Origin of the sequence: Nonomuraea sp. NPDC049709, from assembly GCF_040674815.1 — a bacterium.
Classification (GTDB): Bacteria; Actinomycetota; Actinomycetes; order Streptosporangiales; family Streptosporangiaceae; genus Nonomuraea.
Map to the genome: position 1 here is coordinate 123762 of NZ_JBFANM010000025.1, position 17095 is coordinate 140856.

Below are 17095 nucleotides of genomic sequence, written 5' to 3' on the forward strand. Positions count from 1 at the left end.
CGCCGGCGGAGCACGACCGCCTGACCGTCTTCGCCGTGGCGGAGCCGGCCCGCCGCCGGGACCGGCGCGCTGTACCCGGCGGACCCGGGAACGGCCATCCCGGCGGCGGGACAGGCGGCCGTCCGCACCGCGCTCAGCGGGACATGGGGTCGGCGGCGATGAGGGCTTCCAGGGGGAGCAGGGCGGAGCCCGTGGCCACGGCATCGCCGCCGAACTTGGCGACCAGCAGCTCGAACTGGCCGCCGGGGCGCGCCAGGCTGTGCCTTCTGGTCGCCTCGGTGATGCGCTCGCCCAGGGACTCCATCAGCCGGAGCCCGACCCAGCCGCCGATGACGATGCGTTGCGGCCCGGTCAGGTTGACCAGCCCGCCCAGCGCGGCGCCGAGGCAGTCGACGACGTCGTCGACGATCTCGCCCGCGACCGGGTCGCCGGCGTGCGCGTCGGCGATGAGCTTGCCGACGGCCCCCCAGCCGGTGCCCTCGAAGACGCCGCCCCTGGCCCGCCACGCGGACAGGATCGCGTCGGAGCCGAGGTACGCCTCCACGCACCCGCGGTTGCCGCACCGGCACATCCGGCCCCCGCGTTCGATCACCGTGTGCCCCCACTCCCCGGCGCTGGAGTGGGCGCCGGACAGCAACTGCCCGTCGCTGACGATCCCCAGCCCGACCCCCCGGCCGAGCAGGGCGATCAGGGCATGCGCGGCCCCGCGGGCGTTGCCGAACCAGTGTTCGGCCCTGGCCTGCATCTTGGCGCCGTTCTCCGCGAGGACGGGGACGTGCCCGACGTCGCACAGCGCCGAGACGGGGACGGGCGGCCAGCCCAGGCTCTGGGCGTAGAGGGTCTGGCCGCCGTCGGGGGCGGTCTCGACGACGCCGGGCAGGCCGAGCCCGACTCCGAGCAGGGTCGGCCAGCGGTCGGCGTTGCGCTCGCGCAGCGCGTCGAGGGCCTCCTGGAGGTCCGCGCCGATCCGCTCCGGCTCCTCCTCCTTGGCGCCGCCGCGGAACTCCCGGTCGATCCGGTTCACCGCCAGGTCGAACATCTCCACGGCCACGCCGCGCTCGCCGATGTCGGCGCCGATGGTGATCGCGCTCTCGGCACGCGGCCCGATGAGCGTGATGGGCCGCCCGCCGCGCGAGGAGATCGAGCCGCGCTCCTCCACGAGCCCCGCGGTGATCAGGTCGGTGACGAGATTGGCCGCGGAGGCCGCGGACAGGCCCGTCTCCCGGGCGATGGCGGCCCGGGTGGTCTCCTGCGCGAGGATCACGTGTTTGAGGGCCAGCGCCCGGTTGCGCTGCCGGAGGGTCGTCACGGTGGACGCCTCGGGCAAGGAGAGATGGGGCCGACCACCACGGGGTTCGACGCTCATGATCCCCCGATCCTAGCAATCAGCCGCCCGCGTCCGGGCCGGGCCGAGGCCGCTGATCAGGTGCGCGTCACCGGGCCACCGCCTGTCGGTAGGTCTCGTCGGTGTGGAGGAGGTTGCGGTGGGTGTCCTCGGCGGTGATGACGCCGCCGTCCAGGACGAGGACCCGGTCGGCGGCGTCCAGGAGGGCGGGGCTGCTGGTGATCACGATCATGGTGCGGCTCCGGCGCAGCCGGGCGAGGTTGCGGGCGATGAGCTGTTCGGTGACCGCGTCCACCGCCGTGGTCGGGTCGTGCAGGACCAGGATGTCGGGATCGGCGGCCAGGGCGCGGGCCAGGGACAGCCGCTGGCGCTGCCCGCCGGAGAGGTTCGCGCCGCGGTCGCGGACGTCGTGGTCGAGCCCTTCGCGGTGGAGGGCGACGACGTCGGTCAGCATGGACGCCTCGACGGCCTCGGCGATCATGCGGCCGGCGCCCGCCGGGTCGATGTTCGTGCGGAGGGTGCCCGCGAAGATCTCCCCGTCGTACGGGTTCACCAGCAGGTGCTCGCGGACCGCCCCGACCGACAGGTCCTTCAGCTCCCGCCCGCTGACCCGCACCACGCCCTCGTACGCGCCGGGCGGGACGTGCACGGCCAGGATCGACACGAGGTCGGCCGCCGCGCCCGGCTGGTAGGCGGCGATCGCCACGAACTCCCCGGCGGGCACGTGGAGCTTCAGCTCGCGCAGCGACCCGTACCGGACGCCGTCGACCTCGAGGTCCCCGCCCGCCGACGGTCGTTCCCGCCCCGGGGTCATCACCGGCGGCGCGGCCAGGACCAGCGCCATCCGCTCGGCCGACGCGCGCGCCATCATCACGTACTTCGGCATCTCCGAGAACAGCCGGAGCGGTTCCATGATGAACTGCGCCAGCCCCACGGCCATGACCAGCTCCCCGACGGTGATCTGGCCGCCCAGCGCCAGCCCGCCCGCCGTCAGGGTCACGGCGATGGCGAGGATCGCATTGAGCGCCAGCGCGGTGCCCGCGTACGCGCCGTTCACCTTGGCGACGGTGATCGCCTGGTTTTTCGCCTCCGTGCTGACCTTCCGGTACGACAGGAACGCCGCGTGAGTGCCGCCGAAGCCGTGCAGCGGGCGCAGGCCGGAGATCAGGTCGGCCACCTTCGCGCCCGCCCGCGCCACCCGGGCCTGCTGCTCGCGGGTGCCGGTGCCGATCCACCTGGACATGACGCTGAGGATCGACAGGATCGCGATGGTGCCCACGATCACCAGCACGCCGAGCCGGACGTCGGCCAGGCCCAGCGCGACCGCCGTGATCAAGACCGCGACCAGCGAGCTGACCAGCAGCGGCACCACCTCGATGATGTCGGCGGTCTGGTCGGCGTCCTCGGTGGCGATGGTCAGGACCTCGCCGGATTTGAGATCGACGTCCCTGGCCACCGGCTGCAGCCCGCAGTCCGCGACCCGCACCCGCCAGCGGTGCGCCTCGGTCGTGTTGGCCTTCTGCAGGATGCGCATCCCGAACCGCCACGACAGCGACACGGTTGTGATGATCACGGCCAGCGCCGCGATCGCCAGGCCGAGCGAGCCGAGGCTGCGCTCCCGCAACGTGTGCTCGACGATCAGGCCGAGCGCGATGGGGAAGGCGGTCTCGCCCGCCTGGTACAGGCCCATGAGGAGGGTGCCCCCGGCCATGGCGCCCTTGTTGCGGCGCAGCGCGGTCCACAGGATGTCGGACCCCGTGCGGGGCCCGCGCTCGTCAGGAGTGCTCATCGAGGTGCCGGGCAATCGCTTCGGGGGTCCGCAGCGCGAACAGGTCGCGAACGGTGATCAGGGGGCCGTACTCGCGGCGGAGCAGCCCGATCAGCCGCACCGCCAGCATGGAGTGCCCGCCGAGGGACATGAAGTCGCTCACCGCGCTCACCTCGTCGTCGTCCAGGTCCAGCGCCTCGGCGAAGAACTCGCACACCGCGGTCTCGGTCTCGGTCGCCGGGCCGCGGCCGGCCGACGTGGTCAGCGCGCCCAGCGGCTTGGCCGCCGGCAGCGCCTTGGTGTCGGCCTTCCCGTTGACGGTCAGCGGGATGGCGTCGACCTGGGCGTAGTGCGTGGGACGGAGGAAGTCCGGCAGTCCGGCGCCCACCTCGGCGGCGACCGTCGCCAGGTCGGAGCCGCCCAGCACGAGGTACGCGGCCAGCCGGAACGCGCCGTCGACCTGCGGATCGGGCTGGGCGACCGCGGCGGCGAAGCGCACTGCCGGGTGCGCCGTGAACGCGGCCTCCACCTCGCCCGGCTCGACCCGGTGCCCCCGGATCTTGACCTGCTGGTCGGTGCGGCCCAGGTACATCAGGTTCCCGTCGGGCCGCCGGAGCACGAGGTCCCCGGTGCGGTACATGCGCTCGCCGGGCTCGCCGAACGGGCACGCGACGAAGCGGTGCGCGGTCTGTCCTGGCTGGCCGAGGTAGCCGCGGGCGATGCCGATGCCCGACACGTACAGCTCGCCGGGCACGCGGTCCGGCACGGGCCGCAGCCACGGGTCGAGCACGTACACGTCGGTGTTGTCGATCGGCACGCCCACGACCGGGTCCCCGCACTCGAAGGTGCCGACGCCGAGGGTGTTGATGGTGTATTCGGTGGGCCCGTACAGGTTGTAGCCGACGGTCCCCTCGGTCGCGGCGAGCCGGTGCCACAACGCCGGGGTGACCGCCTCACCGCCCAGCAGTACCAGCGCGGGCCGCCGCGCGGGGTCGTCGAGCAGCCCCTCGGCCACCAGCTGCTGCGCGTAGGTGGGGGTCACGTTGATGACGTCGATCCCGTGCTCGAGGCAGTACGCGACCAGGCGCGGCGCGTCCCGGCGCAGCTCCTCGTCGCAGATGTGCACCTCGTGGCCGTCGGCCAGCCACAGCAGCTCCTCCCACGACATGTCGAACGCGAACGACACGGTGTGCGCGATCCGGAAGACCCGGTGGCCGTGCTCCGCCAGCACCGGCTCGAAGATCCGGCGCTGGTGGTTGATCAGCATGTTGGTTAGCCCGGCGTACTCGGTCACCACGCCCTTGGGCCGGCCGGTCGATCCGGAGGTGTAGATCGTGTACGCGGGGTACCGCAGGCGGTCCGGGTCGTCGGGAGCGAACGTCACGAACGGCTCGGCCGCGGGCAGGGGGCGGTCCAGCTCGATCAGGTCGCCGGTCAGCCGGGGGGAGACGGCGCTCACGGTGAGGATCACGTCCGGGCGGGCGTCCGCCACGATCGCGGCGATCCGCTCGTCGGGGTGGTCCAGCTCCAGCGGCACGTACGCGGCCCCGGCCCGCAGCACGGCGAACAGCGCCACGATCGAGTCCAGCGAACGCGGGATCGCGAGCCCCACGGTCGTCTCAGGCCCGATGCCGCGCCCGGCGAGCACCCCCGCCACCGCCCGGCTGCGCTCCTGGAGCTCGGCGAACGTCATGGTCCGGCCGTGGGCGACGAGCGCGACCCGCCCCGGGCTGCGCTCCGCCGCCCGGTCGAACCGGTCGACCACGGTGTCGGTGCCGATGTCCGTGCGGCTGCTCGGCGCGGGCTCCGGCCCGAATCCCCCCAGCGCGCCCACCGGCCCCTCCGTCCGGGCCAGGTCGTCGAGCAGGCGCAGGTAGCCGTCCAGGAGACGGCGGGCGCGCTCGGTGTCGCCGTCGCGGTACTCCAGCTTGACCGTGAACCGGTCGCCGGGCGTGACGACCCAGGTGAACGGGTAGTGCGTGGAGTCGTCGGCCCGCACCGCGGTGATGCCGTGCCGGGCGTTCAGCTCGGCGAATGTGTCCAGGTCCAGGAAGTTCTGCAGCACGAACAGGTTGTCGAACAGGGTGTCGTGCCCGCTGCTCCGCTGGATCTCGCCGAGCCCCAGGTGCTCGTGCTCCATCGCCGCGACCCGGGCCGCCTGCACCGCCGACAGGTACTCCCGCACCGTGTCCCGGGGCCGGGCCCGGGTCCACATGGGCACGGTGTTGAGCAGCACGCCGACGATGCCGGACAGGCCCTCGCCCTCCCGGCCCGAGACGGTCACCCCGAACACGGCGTCGCTCCGGCCCGTGTGCGCGCCCAGCAGCAGGCCGAACGCGCCGGTCAGCACCGAGTTCAGCGTGACGCCGTGCGTCCTGGCCGCCTCCCGCAGCAGCTCCGACTGTTCGGCGGTCAGCGTGTGCACGAGCGCGCGCGGCAGCTCGTCCGGGAGCGACGGCGACGGTCCGGCGAGCAGCGTGGGGCCCGGCAGGCCGGTCAGGTGCTCCGCCCAGAAGCGCTCGGCCGCGGAGGGGTCCGCGGCGTCGAGCGCGCGGGCGTGGTCCTCGAAACTCGGCGTGGCCGGGGCCGGGTCCAGCGGCTCGCCCGCGACGACGGCCTCGTAGGCGCCGAACAGGTCGCGCAGCACGATCTCGCGTGACCAGCCGTCCCACAGCAGCAGGTGGTAGCTCAGCAGCAGGCCGTCGTGGCCGCCGGGCAGGCGCACCACGGTCAGCCGGAGCAGCGGCGGCTCGTCCGGGTCGAAGCCCGTGTCGCGGTCCCGGGCGAGCAGGGCTTCGACCTCCGCGTCCGTCCCCGGCACGACCGTGCGCACCTCGACCGGCCGGCTCGCCGCGAGCACCTGGACCGGGTTGCCGTCGGCGTCGGTGCTGAAACCGGCGCCGACGACCGGGTGCCGCGCGATCACGTACGCCATCGCCTCGGCCAGGGCGCCGGTGTCGAGCCGCCGGTCGAAGGTGAAGTAGCTCTGGGCGACATAGTGTCCGGCCGGGCCCGTCAGCTGGGCCTGGAAGAACAGGCCCTTCTGGAGCGGGGTCACCGGCGCCGTCCGCTCGGCCGTCGCGGAGGCGTCCGCGATCCGCTCCAGCGCGCGCAGCCAGTGCCCGGTGAGCTCGTCGGGGATGCCGTCGGCGAGCGTGAAGGCCGCGCGCAGGCTTCCGGTGGCCGCGTCGATCCACGCGTTGACCTCGACGGCGTACGGGCTGCTCCGGTCGCCACCGGTGATGTGCAGGGCTTGGGACTCGCTGCCCTGGCCGAGGTAGTTGAGCAGCACCTGCGGGCGCGCGGTCAGCAGCGGGGCCGTCTGCGGGTCGAGGTATCGCAGCCGGCCGTAGGCGACGTGCCCGCGCTCGTCCGGCTGGCGCGCGGCGACCTCGCGCGCCGCCGCGACGGGGTCGGTGTGCGGGGTGAGCCGTACGGGGGCGATGGAGGTGAACCAGCCGACCGTCCGGGTGTAGTCGTGGTGTTCCAGCACCGGGACCCGGCCGTGCCGCTCCAGCTCGATCGCGAGATCGGCGGGCGACGGCTGGATGTGCGTCAGCGCGGTCCGGAGCGCGCCGCACAGCAACTCGGTGAGACCGACGCCGAGCGCGGCGGGCGCGGTACGCGTCACCTGGGCGGTCACCTCCGGCGCGAGCTCCACGACGGTCTCGCGCAGCCCCTCGATCACCGGCAGCAGGACGGGCGCCGCGAGCGTGGTGAGCCAATGCCCGAGTTCGTCGATCAGGCCGGCGGAGCGGGCCGCCAGCGCGTCGGCGTACTCGGCGTACGGCGTGGTCGGCGGCGCCGGCACCGCGCCCCGCAGGGCGGTGGCCAGGTCGTCCAGCAGGATCAGCCAGGACACCGAGTCGACGGCGAGGTGGTGCACGGCGATCACCAGGGTCCGGCTCGCCGCCACCCACGAGAACGCGATCACCTGCCCGGCCTCGGGGTCGAGCCGTCCGGCGGCCTCGTTCGCCGCGATCGTGGCGTCGGTCGTGTCCGCCCGGACGACGGTGACCTCGCTTGCGGGCTCGGTGCTCAGCGCCCACACCCCGTGCTCGACGCGCAGCCGCAGCCGGAGGATCGGGTGGGCGGCCACGACCGCGTTCGCGGCCCGCACGGCGTCGTCGAAGCCGGTGCCCTCGGGCGCCACCAGCGCCCTGGCCTGGGCGAACCGGGCGAGGGAGCCGCCCAGCTCCCGCTGGCGCAGGATGATCGGCGTCGGCGTCAGCGGGCCGTCGCCGGGGCGGGCGGGTGCGGGCGCCGTGGCCCGCGGCGTGCGGGTCCCCAGGTGCTCGGCCAGTGCGCGCGGCGTCCTGAGCAGGAACACGTCCCGCGGGGCGATCGGCAGGCCGAGCGCCCGCGCCCGGTTGACCACGGTGATGGCGACGATGCTGTCGCCCCCGGCCCTGAAGAAGTCGGTGTCGCCGTCCACCTCGGCGCCGGGCAGCGCTCCGGCGAAGACACCGACCAGCGCGGCGAGCGGGGGCTCGCTCGGAGGCACCAGGGCGCCGTCCGTGGCGAGCGGGGGCTCGCTCGGGGGCATCGGGGCGCGATCCGTGGCGCGTGGGGATTCGCCCGGGGACACCGGGGCGCCGGCGGCGAACGGGGGCTCGCCCGTGGGCACCGGGCTGTCGTCCCGCGTGGCGCGCTCGATCAGGGCCTTGCGGTCCAGCTTGCCGTTGACCGTCAGCGGCAGGGCGTCGATCGGCAGCACCCGGCCCGGCACCATGTGCGCGGGCAGCTTCGCCGACAGCAGGCCGGCGAGGTCGCCGGGCACCCCGCCCACGACGTGCGCGACCAGGTGGTCGCCGCTGTCCGCCACGGTGACGGCCGCGTCGGTCACGCCGTCGAGCTCCCGGATCGCGGACTCCACCTCGCCGAGCTCGATGCGGAAGCCCTTGAGCTGCACCTGGTCGTCGGATCGGCCGGCGAACCGCAGCTCGCCGCCGAGCGTACGGCGGGCGAGGTCGCCCGTGTGGTACATGCGGGAGCCGTCGCCCGCGAACGGGTTCGCCACGAACCGGCCCGCGGTGAGCCCCGGCCGGCCCAGGTAGCCCAGCGCGACCTGGTCGCCGGCGACGTAGATGGCGCCCACCCGGCCCGGCGGCACCGGCCGGAGCCGGTCGTCGAGCAGGTAGGTGACGAGGCCGGGGATCGGGCCGCCGATCGGGCCGGCGTCGTCGCCGGGCGCGAAGTCCTCGTCGGTCAGCACCCGGTGGGTGACGTGGACGGTGGTCTCGGTGATGCCGTACATGTTGACCAGCTCGGGCGAGCGGGTGCCGTGCCGCTCGACCCAGCCGCGCAGCCGCCCGAGGTCGAGCGCCTCGCCGCCGAAGATGATCCGGCGCAGCGCGGTGACCGGCTCGCCGGCGTGCCGGTCGGCCTCGACGAACTGGTAGAACGCCGACGGGGTCTGGTTGAGCACGGTCACGCCGCGCTCGCGGACCAGCCGGTGGAAGTCGACGGGGGAGCGGGTCAGCCCGTACTCGGGCACCAGCAGCTCACCGCCGTGCGCCAGCGCGCCCCACAGCTCCCACACCGCGAAGTCGAAGGAGGCCGAGTGGAACTGGACCCACACGTCGTCCGGGCCGAAGCCCATGTCGGGCCGGGTGTTCGCGAGCAGCCTCACCACGCTGGAGTGCGGGACGACGACGCCCTTGGGCCGGCCGGTCGATCCGGAGGTGTAGATGACGTACGCCGGGTCGTGCCAGGTGACCTCGGGCGCGGCGGCGTCCACCGGCGACGCGTCCTCCTGCACGAGCACGCGGGCCGACCGGCCCGCCAGCTGCGTGAAGCGGGCCTGCTGCTCCCGGTTCACGAGCACGACCTGCGGGGCGCTGTCGGAGAGGATGTACTCCAGCCGCTCGTCCGGGTACGCCGGGTCCAGCGGCACGTACGCGGCCCCTGCGGTGACGATCGCGACCAGCGCGACGACCTGTTCAAGGGAGCGCGGGACGGCGACCGCGACCCGCTCGCCCGGTCCGACTCCGGCCGCGCGCAACGCCGAGGCCAGCCGGTCCTTCGCCTCCGCCAGCTCGCCGTAGGTCAGTGACCGGGTGCCGCCGTCGAGAGCGCACTGGGTGACGGCGGTGGCGGCCGGGTCGCGGTTCGCGGCGGCGTCGAACAGCGCGCCCAGGGTCGTCGGGGTGATCGGCGCGGGCGGCCGGGAGCCGTCGGGCACCAGGTCGCCGACCAGGTCGTCGGGCCGGGTGAGCAGGCCGGTCAGGGCCCGGCCGAACGCGTGCAGGATCGCCCGCGCGTCGCTCTCCCGCAGCAGCTCGCTGTCGTGGATCAGGTTGAAGCGCGGGCGGCCGTCGGGAGCGCGCTCCACCACCAGCGTCAACGGGTAGTGCGGGGCGCCCTCGTTCACGATGCCGGTGATGACGAGCTCGTCGCCGGGCCCGCGCAGGCTGCTCACGTCGGTGGCGACGTCGAACACCACCAGGGTGTCGAACAGCGGGCCGCCGCCGGCCTGACGGCCGATCGTGGTCAGCGAGACGTGCTGGTGCGGCAGGACCGCGCTCTGGTGCTCCCGCACCGAGGCGAGCAGCTCGCGCGCCGTGGTGGTGCCGGTCCATCGGGCGCGTACGGGGATCGTGTTGATGAGCAGGCCCACCATGTCCTCGATGCCGGGCACGTCCGCGTCCCGCCCCGACACCGTGGAGCCGAACACGACGTCCTCGCGGTGCAGGATGCCGCCCAGCGTCGCCGCCCACGCGCTGTGCACGGCGACGCTGAGCGGCACGCCCGCCGCCCGGGCGGCCTCGTCGACGTCTGCGCCCGGCACCGGCGCGGTCCCGGCGAGGTCCGCGCCCGGCACCACGGCGGTCCCGGCGAGGTCGGCATCCGGCTCCAGCGCGGTCTCGGCGAACCGGCCGGACGGGGTGTGCCCTTCGGCGACCAGCGAGGGGCCGGGCAGACCGGCGAGCTGGTCGCGCCACACCCGCTCGCTCGCCTCGTCGTCGCGTCCGGCGAGCCGGCGCACGTAGTCGGGGAAGCCGCCGCGCGGGTGCACGGTGCCCGGTGCGTGATACTCGGCCAGCAGCGCACGCAGCATCGCGGGCACCGACCAGCCGTCGGCGACGATGTGGTGCACGGTCTGCACCAGCACGCTCCGGCCGGACTCCCGGCGGATGAGGGTGTAGCGCATCAGCGGGCCGGTGGCCAGGTCGAACCCGGCGCGGCGGTCCCGCTCGGCGTGGTCGCGGATCTCGGCGTCGGTGATGCCGGGGCGGTCCAGCGTGGTGAACGGGGCCCGCACGCCGCTCTCCAGCACCGACACCACCCGGCCGTCGGCGAGGGCCACGAACCGCGCGGCCAGGTTCGGGTAGAGGGCGAGCAGCCGGGTGGCCGCCGTGGCGAGCCGGTCGGCGTCCACCTCGCCCTCCAGCGTCAGCAGCTGCTGCTCGACGTAGCTGCCCGCCGAGTCGTCGTCGAAGACCGAGTGGAAGTACAGGCCCTCCTGCAACGGGGTCAGCGGCAGGATGTCCCGCAGCGCGGGGCCGTCCAGGGCGTCCACGTCGGCCTGCGTGAGGGGCAGCGGGGCGAAGTCGCTGGGGGAGTGGCCGCCCTGGTCGAGCGCGGCCAGCCCCGCCAGGGCCGTGGCGAAATAGTCGCCGATCGTCGCGATGTCCGCGTCGGTGAACACCCCGTCCGGCCACGAGATGGCGGTGACCAGCTCGTACGCGCCGGTCGGGCCGGGTTCGGCGATCGCGTTGAACTCCAGGGCACGCGGCAGGCGCATCCCCGGGTCGCGCCGCTCGCCCAGTTGCCCCGTGGCGCCGGCGAGCTGCCAGTCCCCGGCCGCCCCCGCGTCGAAGCGGCCCAGGTAGTTGAACAACACCTGCGGGGCGGGCGCGCCGAACCCGGCATCGGTCAGGTAGCGCAGCGCGCCGTAGGACACGCCGTGGTCCGGCACCCGGGCCAGGTCCTCCTTGACCGCCTTGAGCGCGGCGGACAGGTACGCGGGGTCGGTGAAGTCGGCGGCCGCCCCGGGGTCCACGGTGACCGGGAACAGGGTGGTGAACCAGCCCACGGTCCGCGACAGGTCCGGCTCGAAGCCGGCGGCGCCCGCCACGAACCGTCCCTCGCGGCCGTGGCCCTCCAGCTCGATGTGCGCGTACGTCTGGTCCTGCCCGAGATCGCGGCGCCACCGGGCGAGGGTGACGGCGAGCGCGGTCAGCAGCACGTCGTTGACGCCCGCGTGGAACCTCGCGGGAACCTCGCCCAGCAGCGCGGCGGTGACCTCGGGCCCCACCGGGACCACCCGTACCCGCTCACGGGCGACGGTGTCGGACTCGGACAGCGGACGCCTGCCCACCGGTCCGTCCGCGCCCGGCAGGGGACGCCGGTAGTAGCCGGGGTCGGCGCCGGACGCCGCCCGCTCCAGCAACTGCGTCCAGCGCCGGAACGACGTGCCCACCGGCGGCAGCTCGATCGGCGCGCCGGAGGTGAGCTGCCGCCACGCCGTGGCCAGGTCGTCCAGCAGGACGCGCCAGGACACGCCGTCGATCACCACGTGGTGGACGACCACGACCAGTTGCCGTGCCCGGCGCCGCCAGACCGCACGGAGCAGCACGCCGTGGTCCGGGTCCAGGCCGGCGGTGGCGAGCGCGACGCACTCGTCCACCGGCCGGTCGCTCTCCTGCCACCCGGCGACGGCACGGTCCGCCGCCGGGACGTCGAAGCCCCAGCGCTCGCCCCGCACCAGCCTGGCCCGCAGCATGTCGTGCCGCTCGACCAGGGCGGACAGCATCGCGTCGAGGGCGTCGCCGGTCAGGTCGGCCGGGGTGTTCAGCACCACCGACTGCACGAAGCCGTCGATGGCGTCCGTGGTCTCGCCGAGCCACCGCACGATGGGCGACCCCGTGACGGGACCGGTCGCGACGTCCGCACGGTCGACGGGGGTGACCTCGTCGCGGCTCACCACCGCCGCCAGCGCCCCCACGGTCGCGCTGGTGAAGATCTCCGTCGCCCGGACGTGCAGGCCCGCGTCGCGCAACGCGCCCAGCAGCGAGATCGCCAGCAGGCTGTCCCCGCCGAGCCGGAAGAAGTTCTGGTCGACACCGACCGCCTCCAGCCCCAGCACCGACGCGACCGCCGCGCACACCGCGCGCTCGTTCTCGGTGGCGGGCGGGACGAGCGCGGCCGTCTCAGCGGCCGGCTCCGGCAGCGCGGTCCGGTCCAGCTTGCCGTTCTCGGTGAGCGGGAACTCCTTCAGCACGACGACGTGCGCGGGCACCATGTAGTTGACCATGTGCCCGGCGGCCCACGCCTTGACCTCCTCCGCCCGCAGGTCCTCGCGCCCGGCCACCGGGATCACGTACCCCACCAGGTACGTGCCGCCCGCCGCGTGCTCTTTCGCGACGACGCAGGAATGGCGTACCGCGGGGTGCTCCGCGAGGCCGACCTCGACGTCCTCGAGCTCCAGCCGCATCCCGCGGATCTTGATCTGGTTGTCGGCCCGGCCGAGGAAGTCCAGCGACCCGTCCGGCGCGAACCGCGCGAGGTCACCGGTCCGGTACAGCCGGGAGCCGTCCGTGGCGAAGGGGTTGGCCACGAACCGGGACGCCGTCAGGCCGGGCGCGTTGACGTAGCCGCGCCCCAGGAGGAACCCGCCCACGTACAGCTCGCCGCCGACGCCGATCGGGACCGGGCGCAGCTCGTCGTCCAGCACGTACAGGGCGGTGTTGGGGTTGGCCTTGCCGATCGAGGTCGACAGGCGCTCCGCCGCGCCCCGGTAGATGACGTGCGAGACGCCGATCGTCGTCTCGGCCGGGCCGTAGCCGTGGTAGAGGGGGATGCCGAGGCGGGCGCGGAACCGCTCGTACAGGTCCGGGGTCAGCACCTCGCCGCCGCACCACACGTGCCGCAGGCTGTCCAGCTGCCCCGAGTCGCCCGCGATCTCCAGCAGCACGTCCAGCATGGACGACACCAGGTACGTGAAGGTGACGCGCTGCTCGGCGATCACGCTCAGCAGGTGGTGCGGGTCGCGTTCGCCGCCGGGCCGCAGGACCACCAGCCGGCCGCCGCACACCAGCGGCAGGAAGATCTCGTTGACGGAGATGTCGAACGACAGCGGCGCCTTGAACAGCGACGCGTCGTCGTGGCCGAAGTGCAGGATCTCGCCGACCTGCCACAGCAGGCGCTCGCTGATCGCCTCGTGCCGGATCATCGCGCCCTTGGGCCGCCCGGTCGAACCGGAGGTGAAGATCACGTACGCCAGGGCGGGTCCGGGGACGGCGACCTCGGGCGGCTCGGCAGGGTAGGAGCCGAACCGCCAGTCGCCGAGGTCCACGGCCACGGCTTCGGGCTCGCCCGCCGCGTGCTCGCCGGAGTCGTTGAGCTGGGCCGCCAGCCGGGCGTCGTCGATGACGACCGCCCGCCGCGCGGCGGGCCACCGCGGATCGAGCGGCACGAACGCGCCCCCGGCCATGAGCACGCCCAGCAGCCCGATCACCATCTCGGCCGAGCGGTCCAGCGAGATGCCGACGGTCTGCTCGGCGGTGAGCCCGCGGTCGATGAGGTGATGGGCCAGCTGGCCGGCCAGCCCGGCCGCCTCGCGGTAGGTCAGCGACCGGTGCCGGTCGACGATGGCGACGGCGTCCGGCCTGGCCCGCGCCTGCTCGCGGAACATCTCCACGATGGTCGGGCGGGCCCGGTCGGCCCGGTTGTCGTTCCACTTGGCCAGGGTCTCGAGCCGGGCCGCCACGCTCGACGGGCCGATGGTCCCGACGGGCCGCTCCGGGAAGTCGGCCAGGTCGTCCAGCGCGAGCTGCGCGTCGCTCAGCACGACGCCCTCGGGGACGGTGATGCTCCGGCCGTCCGCCCCGACCTCCCAGCCGGCTGTCCCGCGCCCGCCGTGGCCGGCCCAGCCGAGGACGTCGGCGAACGGTGTGCCGGGGGTGAGATCGAGGCCGTGGGGGCTCCGGCCCGTCGCCCAGTACGCCAGTCCGATGGCGCACGCTCCGGCGAAAGTCCGGTCGGAATGTTCGCCGGCCCGCCGGCGCAGGCCGGCCAGGTGCGCGGCGGAGAGCGACACGCGCCGGGTTCTCGGTTCCGTCATCGAATGATCAGCCGTCCCTTCAAGCGAAGTCACGGTCCCTGGCTGCCGTCTCGCCACGCCCGCCACAGACGCGCGTACCGGCCGCCCAGAGCCACCAGTTCCTCGTGCGTTCCCTGCTCCACCACGCGCCCGGCGTCCAGCACGGCGATCCGGTCCGCCGCCATCGCCTGGGTCAGCCGGTGCGCCACGAACAGGGAGGTACGGCCCCGGCACGCGGCCAGCACGGCCCGTTCCAGCTCGGCGGCGCCCTGGCTGCCCGCCTCGGCCGTCGATTCGTCCAGCACCACCACCGGTGCCCGGCCCAGCACCAGCCGGGCCAGGGCGATCTGGGCGACCTTGGTGCCGTCCAGGCGCTCACCGCCCTCGCCGACCACGGTGTCCAGCCCGTCGGGCAGCGCCGCGACCCACGTGCCGGCGCCGACCGTGCGCAACGCGTCCAACAGCTCGGCGTCCGTCGCCTCCGGCGCGGCCAGCCGCAGGTCGTCGGCGAGCGGGCCGGAGAACACGTGCGTCTCCTGCGTCAGGATGCTCGCCAGCACCCGGGCCCCGGCCTCGTCCAGATCGGCGAGGTCGGTCGACCCGATGCGCACCGACCCGGCCTGCGGGGTGCCGATGCCCGCGATCAGCGCCGCCAGGGTCGACTTGCCGGCGCCCGTCGCCCCCACCAGCGCCAGCGAACCGCCCGCCGGGATGACCAGGTCGACGTCGTCGAGGACCGGCCGCTCGGAGCCGGGATAGCTGAAGGTCAGCCCCGTCACCGTCACCGGGTACGGCCCGCGGTCCGCCCGCGCGACGGCCGCACCGCCCACCAGGCGCTCCTCCGTGGCCTCTCCCAGCACCCCGACCAGCCGGGTCAGGCTGGCGCCCGACTTCTGCGCCTCGTCGAAGGTGAACATGATGGCGCCCAGCGGGGTGAACAGCCGGTGGAACAGCAGCGGGGCCACCGCGGCCTCGCCCAGGGAGACGGCGCCGGCCTCCAGCAGCACGTACCCCACCACGATGATCAGGACCAGCCCGATGAACTCGGCGCGGTTCTCCCGGCCGACGAACCGGCCGAAGAGCCGGAACACCTCGATGCCGAGCTCGCGCACCCGCCACGACTCGGCGGCGACCTTCTCGCGGAAGACCTTCTCCAGGCGGTAGGCCCGGACGGTGCCGATCCCGTTCAGCCCGCTGATCAACGCCTGCGCGCGGTCGGCCTGGGCCTCCCGCTGCCTCCGGTAGAGCGGCGCCGACCGGGGCAGATACCAGCGCAGGGCCAGCGCGTACGCGGGCAGCGCCCCGGCACCCGCCAGCCCGAGCCGCCAGTCCAGCCCGAACATGCCCGCCGTGGCGATGACGACCAGCACTCCCGCCGAGAACACCGTGGGGACGGCCGCCCGGATGCCCCTGGACACCACGGCCACGTCGTCGCCGACCCTGGACAGCACGTCACCGCGGCCGACCTGCTCGATCCGCGCGCTCGGCAGCCCCAGCACCGCCCGGACGGCGCCCTCCCGCAGCCGCGCGAGCAGTTCCGCGCCCAGCCGTCCGATCAGGTACGCCGACGCGGCGGCGGCCGCCGCACCGAGCAGCGCGGCGGTCACCATCAGCACCCCGATCGTGACCAGGATGGAGTGCGGCTCGCCCGCGACCACCCCGTCGACCACCTGACCGAGCAGGAACACCGGCAGCACCTGGAGCGCCGCCCCCGCCACCGTGGTGAGGACGGTGGCGGCTGTCAGCCAGGGCGCGTCACGGCAGTGCGCGGCGACCCATCGGGTGGCCTCGCGTCCGGTCGCCGTGCGCAGGGCGGCCGAGGCCACGCCCGTGTCGGTGCTGCTCACATCGGGACCGCGGCGGGCCGGGGACGGGACACGCTGACCCGCATCGCTAGCCGACCGACTTGACGAGCTCGTCGATCGCGTACGGCAGGGACAGCAGGGTGCCCTGCGACATGGCCGCGCCGATCGCCGGGCCCTCGCTGTCCAGCAGGTACGACACCTTGCCGTTCTTGACCGCGGGCAGGTTGGCGAACAGCTCGAACTTCTTCAGCGCGTCCTGGTCCGCCTGGTCGGCGATGACGAAGATGCGGTCGACGTCGATCAGGTCGATGCGCTCGGGGGACAGCACGGTGTAGAAGCTGCCGCCCGCGATCTTGTCGATCTCCGTCGTGCCCTTGAAGCCGATCCCCGTCACCATCCGCCCGCGCACGTCGGTGGTGGTGAACGGGGCGACCGAGTTCTTGTACCAGGACACCGCGACGGCGGTCTGCTCGGCGAACTCCGGGTGCGCCGCACGGGCCGCGTCGAGCTTGGCCTGGATGTCCTGCACCATCTTCGCGCCCTCATCGGCCTTGCCGAGCGCCTTCGCGATGTGCAGCGCGTTGTCCTGCCAGGGCGCGCTGAACGGCTCCTTCTCGCCCTTGGTGCGCCCCACCGTCGGGGCGATCTTGGAGAGCCGGTCGTAGGCGGCCTGGTCGATCTCGGAGTAGACCGCGATGATCAGGTCCGGCCGCAGGGCGGCGATCTTCTCGTAGTTCGGGCCTGAGTCCCCGTTGGTCATGATGACCTCGGGGCGGGTGTCGCCCCACTTGTCCTTCACCCAGGGCCACTGGGTGTTGATGTCGGGGGTCTTGCCCGGCGGGTTCGGGTACTGGTCGACCATGCCGACCGGCTTCACGCCGAACGCCAGGATGGCCTGGTCGTCGGTGTAGCCGACGGAGACGACCCGCTCGGGGGCCTTGGTGATCTGGGTGGAGCCGAACGCGTGCTCCACGGTGACCGGGAACGCGCCGCCCGTGGCGGTCGCGGTGGTGCCGGCGCTCGTCGGAGCGTCCGCCGGGGCGGATCCGCACCCCGAGAGGAGGCCGGCGCCGAGGGTGGCTGCGGACAGAGCCACGGTCAACCGCCGTAAGGTCCGCACAACATTCGTT

5 protein-coding genes are annotated in these 17095 nt (G+C 74.2%); all 5 read right to left on the minus strand.

Going from position 1 to position 17095, the window contains the following annotated elements; genetic code table 11:
* Positions 1 to 133 precede the first annotated feature (133 nt).
* The 5 genes from AB0J69_RS25810 to AB0J69_RS25830 all read right to left on the minus strand — a co-directional run bounded on the left by AB0J69_RS25810 (position 134) and on the right by AB0J69_RS25830 (position 17061).
* The gene (locus AB0J69_RS25810) at positions 134 to 1309 is read right to left on the minus strand and encodes an ROK family transcriptional regulator (protein ID WP_364122035.1); all 1176 of its coding nucleotides are present in this window, start codon (positions 1307 to 1309) and stop codon (positions 134 to 136) included.
* 124 nt (positions 1310 to 1433) lie between these two features.
* Positions 1434 to 3134 carry an ABC transporter ATP-binding protein gene (locus AB0J69_RS25815; protein WP_364122038.1) on the minus strand — a complete coding sequence of 567 codons (1701 nt, stop codon included), beginning with the start codon at positions 3132 to 3134 and terminating at the stop codon, positions 1434 to 1436.
* Positions 3121 to 14181, minus strand: coding sequence for an amino acid adenylation domain-containing protein (locus AB0J69_RS25820; RefSeq protein WP_364122041.1), 11061 nt, complete (start codon positions 14179 to 14181; stop codon positions 3121 to 3123). Before AB0J69_RS25820 ends, AB0J69_RS25815 begins: the two co-directional genes overlap by 14 nt.
* A gap of 29 nt (positions 14182 to 14210) precedes the next feature.
* The gene (locus tag AB0J69_RS25825; protein ID WP_364122043.1) at positions 14211 to 16007 is read right to left on the minus strand and encodes an ABC transporter ATP-binding protein; all 1797 of its coding nucleotides are present in this window, start codon (positions 16005 to 16007) and stop codon (positions 14211 to 14213) included.
* 46 nt (positions 16008 to 16053) lie between these two features.
* Positions 16054 to 17061 (minus strand): iron-siderophore ABC transporter substrate-binding protein, encoded by a 1008-nt coding sequence (locus AB0J69_RS25830; RefSeq protein WP_364122046.1) that lies wholly within the window; start codon positions 17059 to 17061, stop codon positions 16054 to 16056.
* Positions 17062 to 17095: the final 34 nt, after the last annotated feature.

Bases quoted from the DNA above. Each gene is read 5' to 3' on its own strand.
- AB0J69_RS25815 (WP_364122038.1), bottom strand. From the start codon at position 3,134: ATGAGCACTCCTGACGAGCGCGGGCCCCGCACGGGGTCCGACATCCTG.
- AB0J69_RS25820 (WP_364122041.1), bottom strand. From the start codon at position 14,181: ATGACGGAACCGAGAACCCGGCGCGTGTCGCTCTCCGCCGCGCACCTG.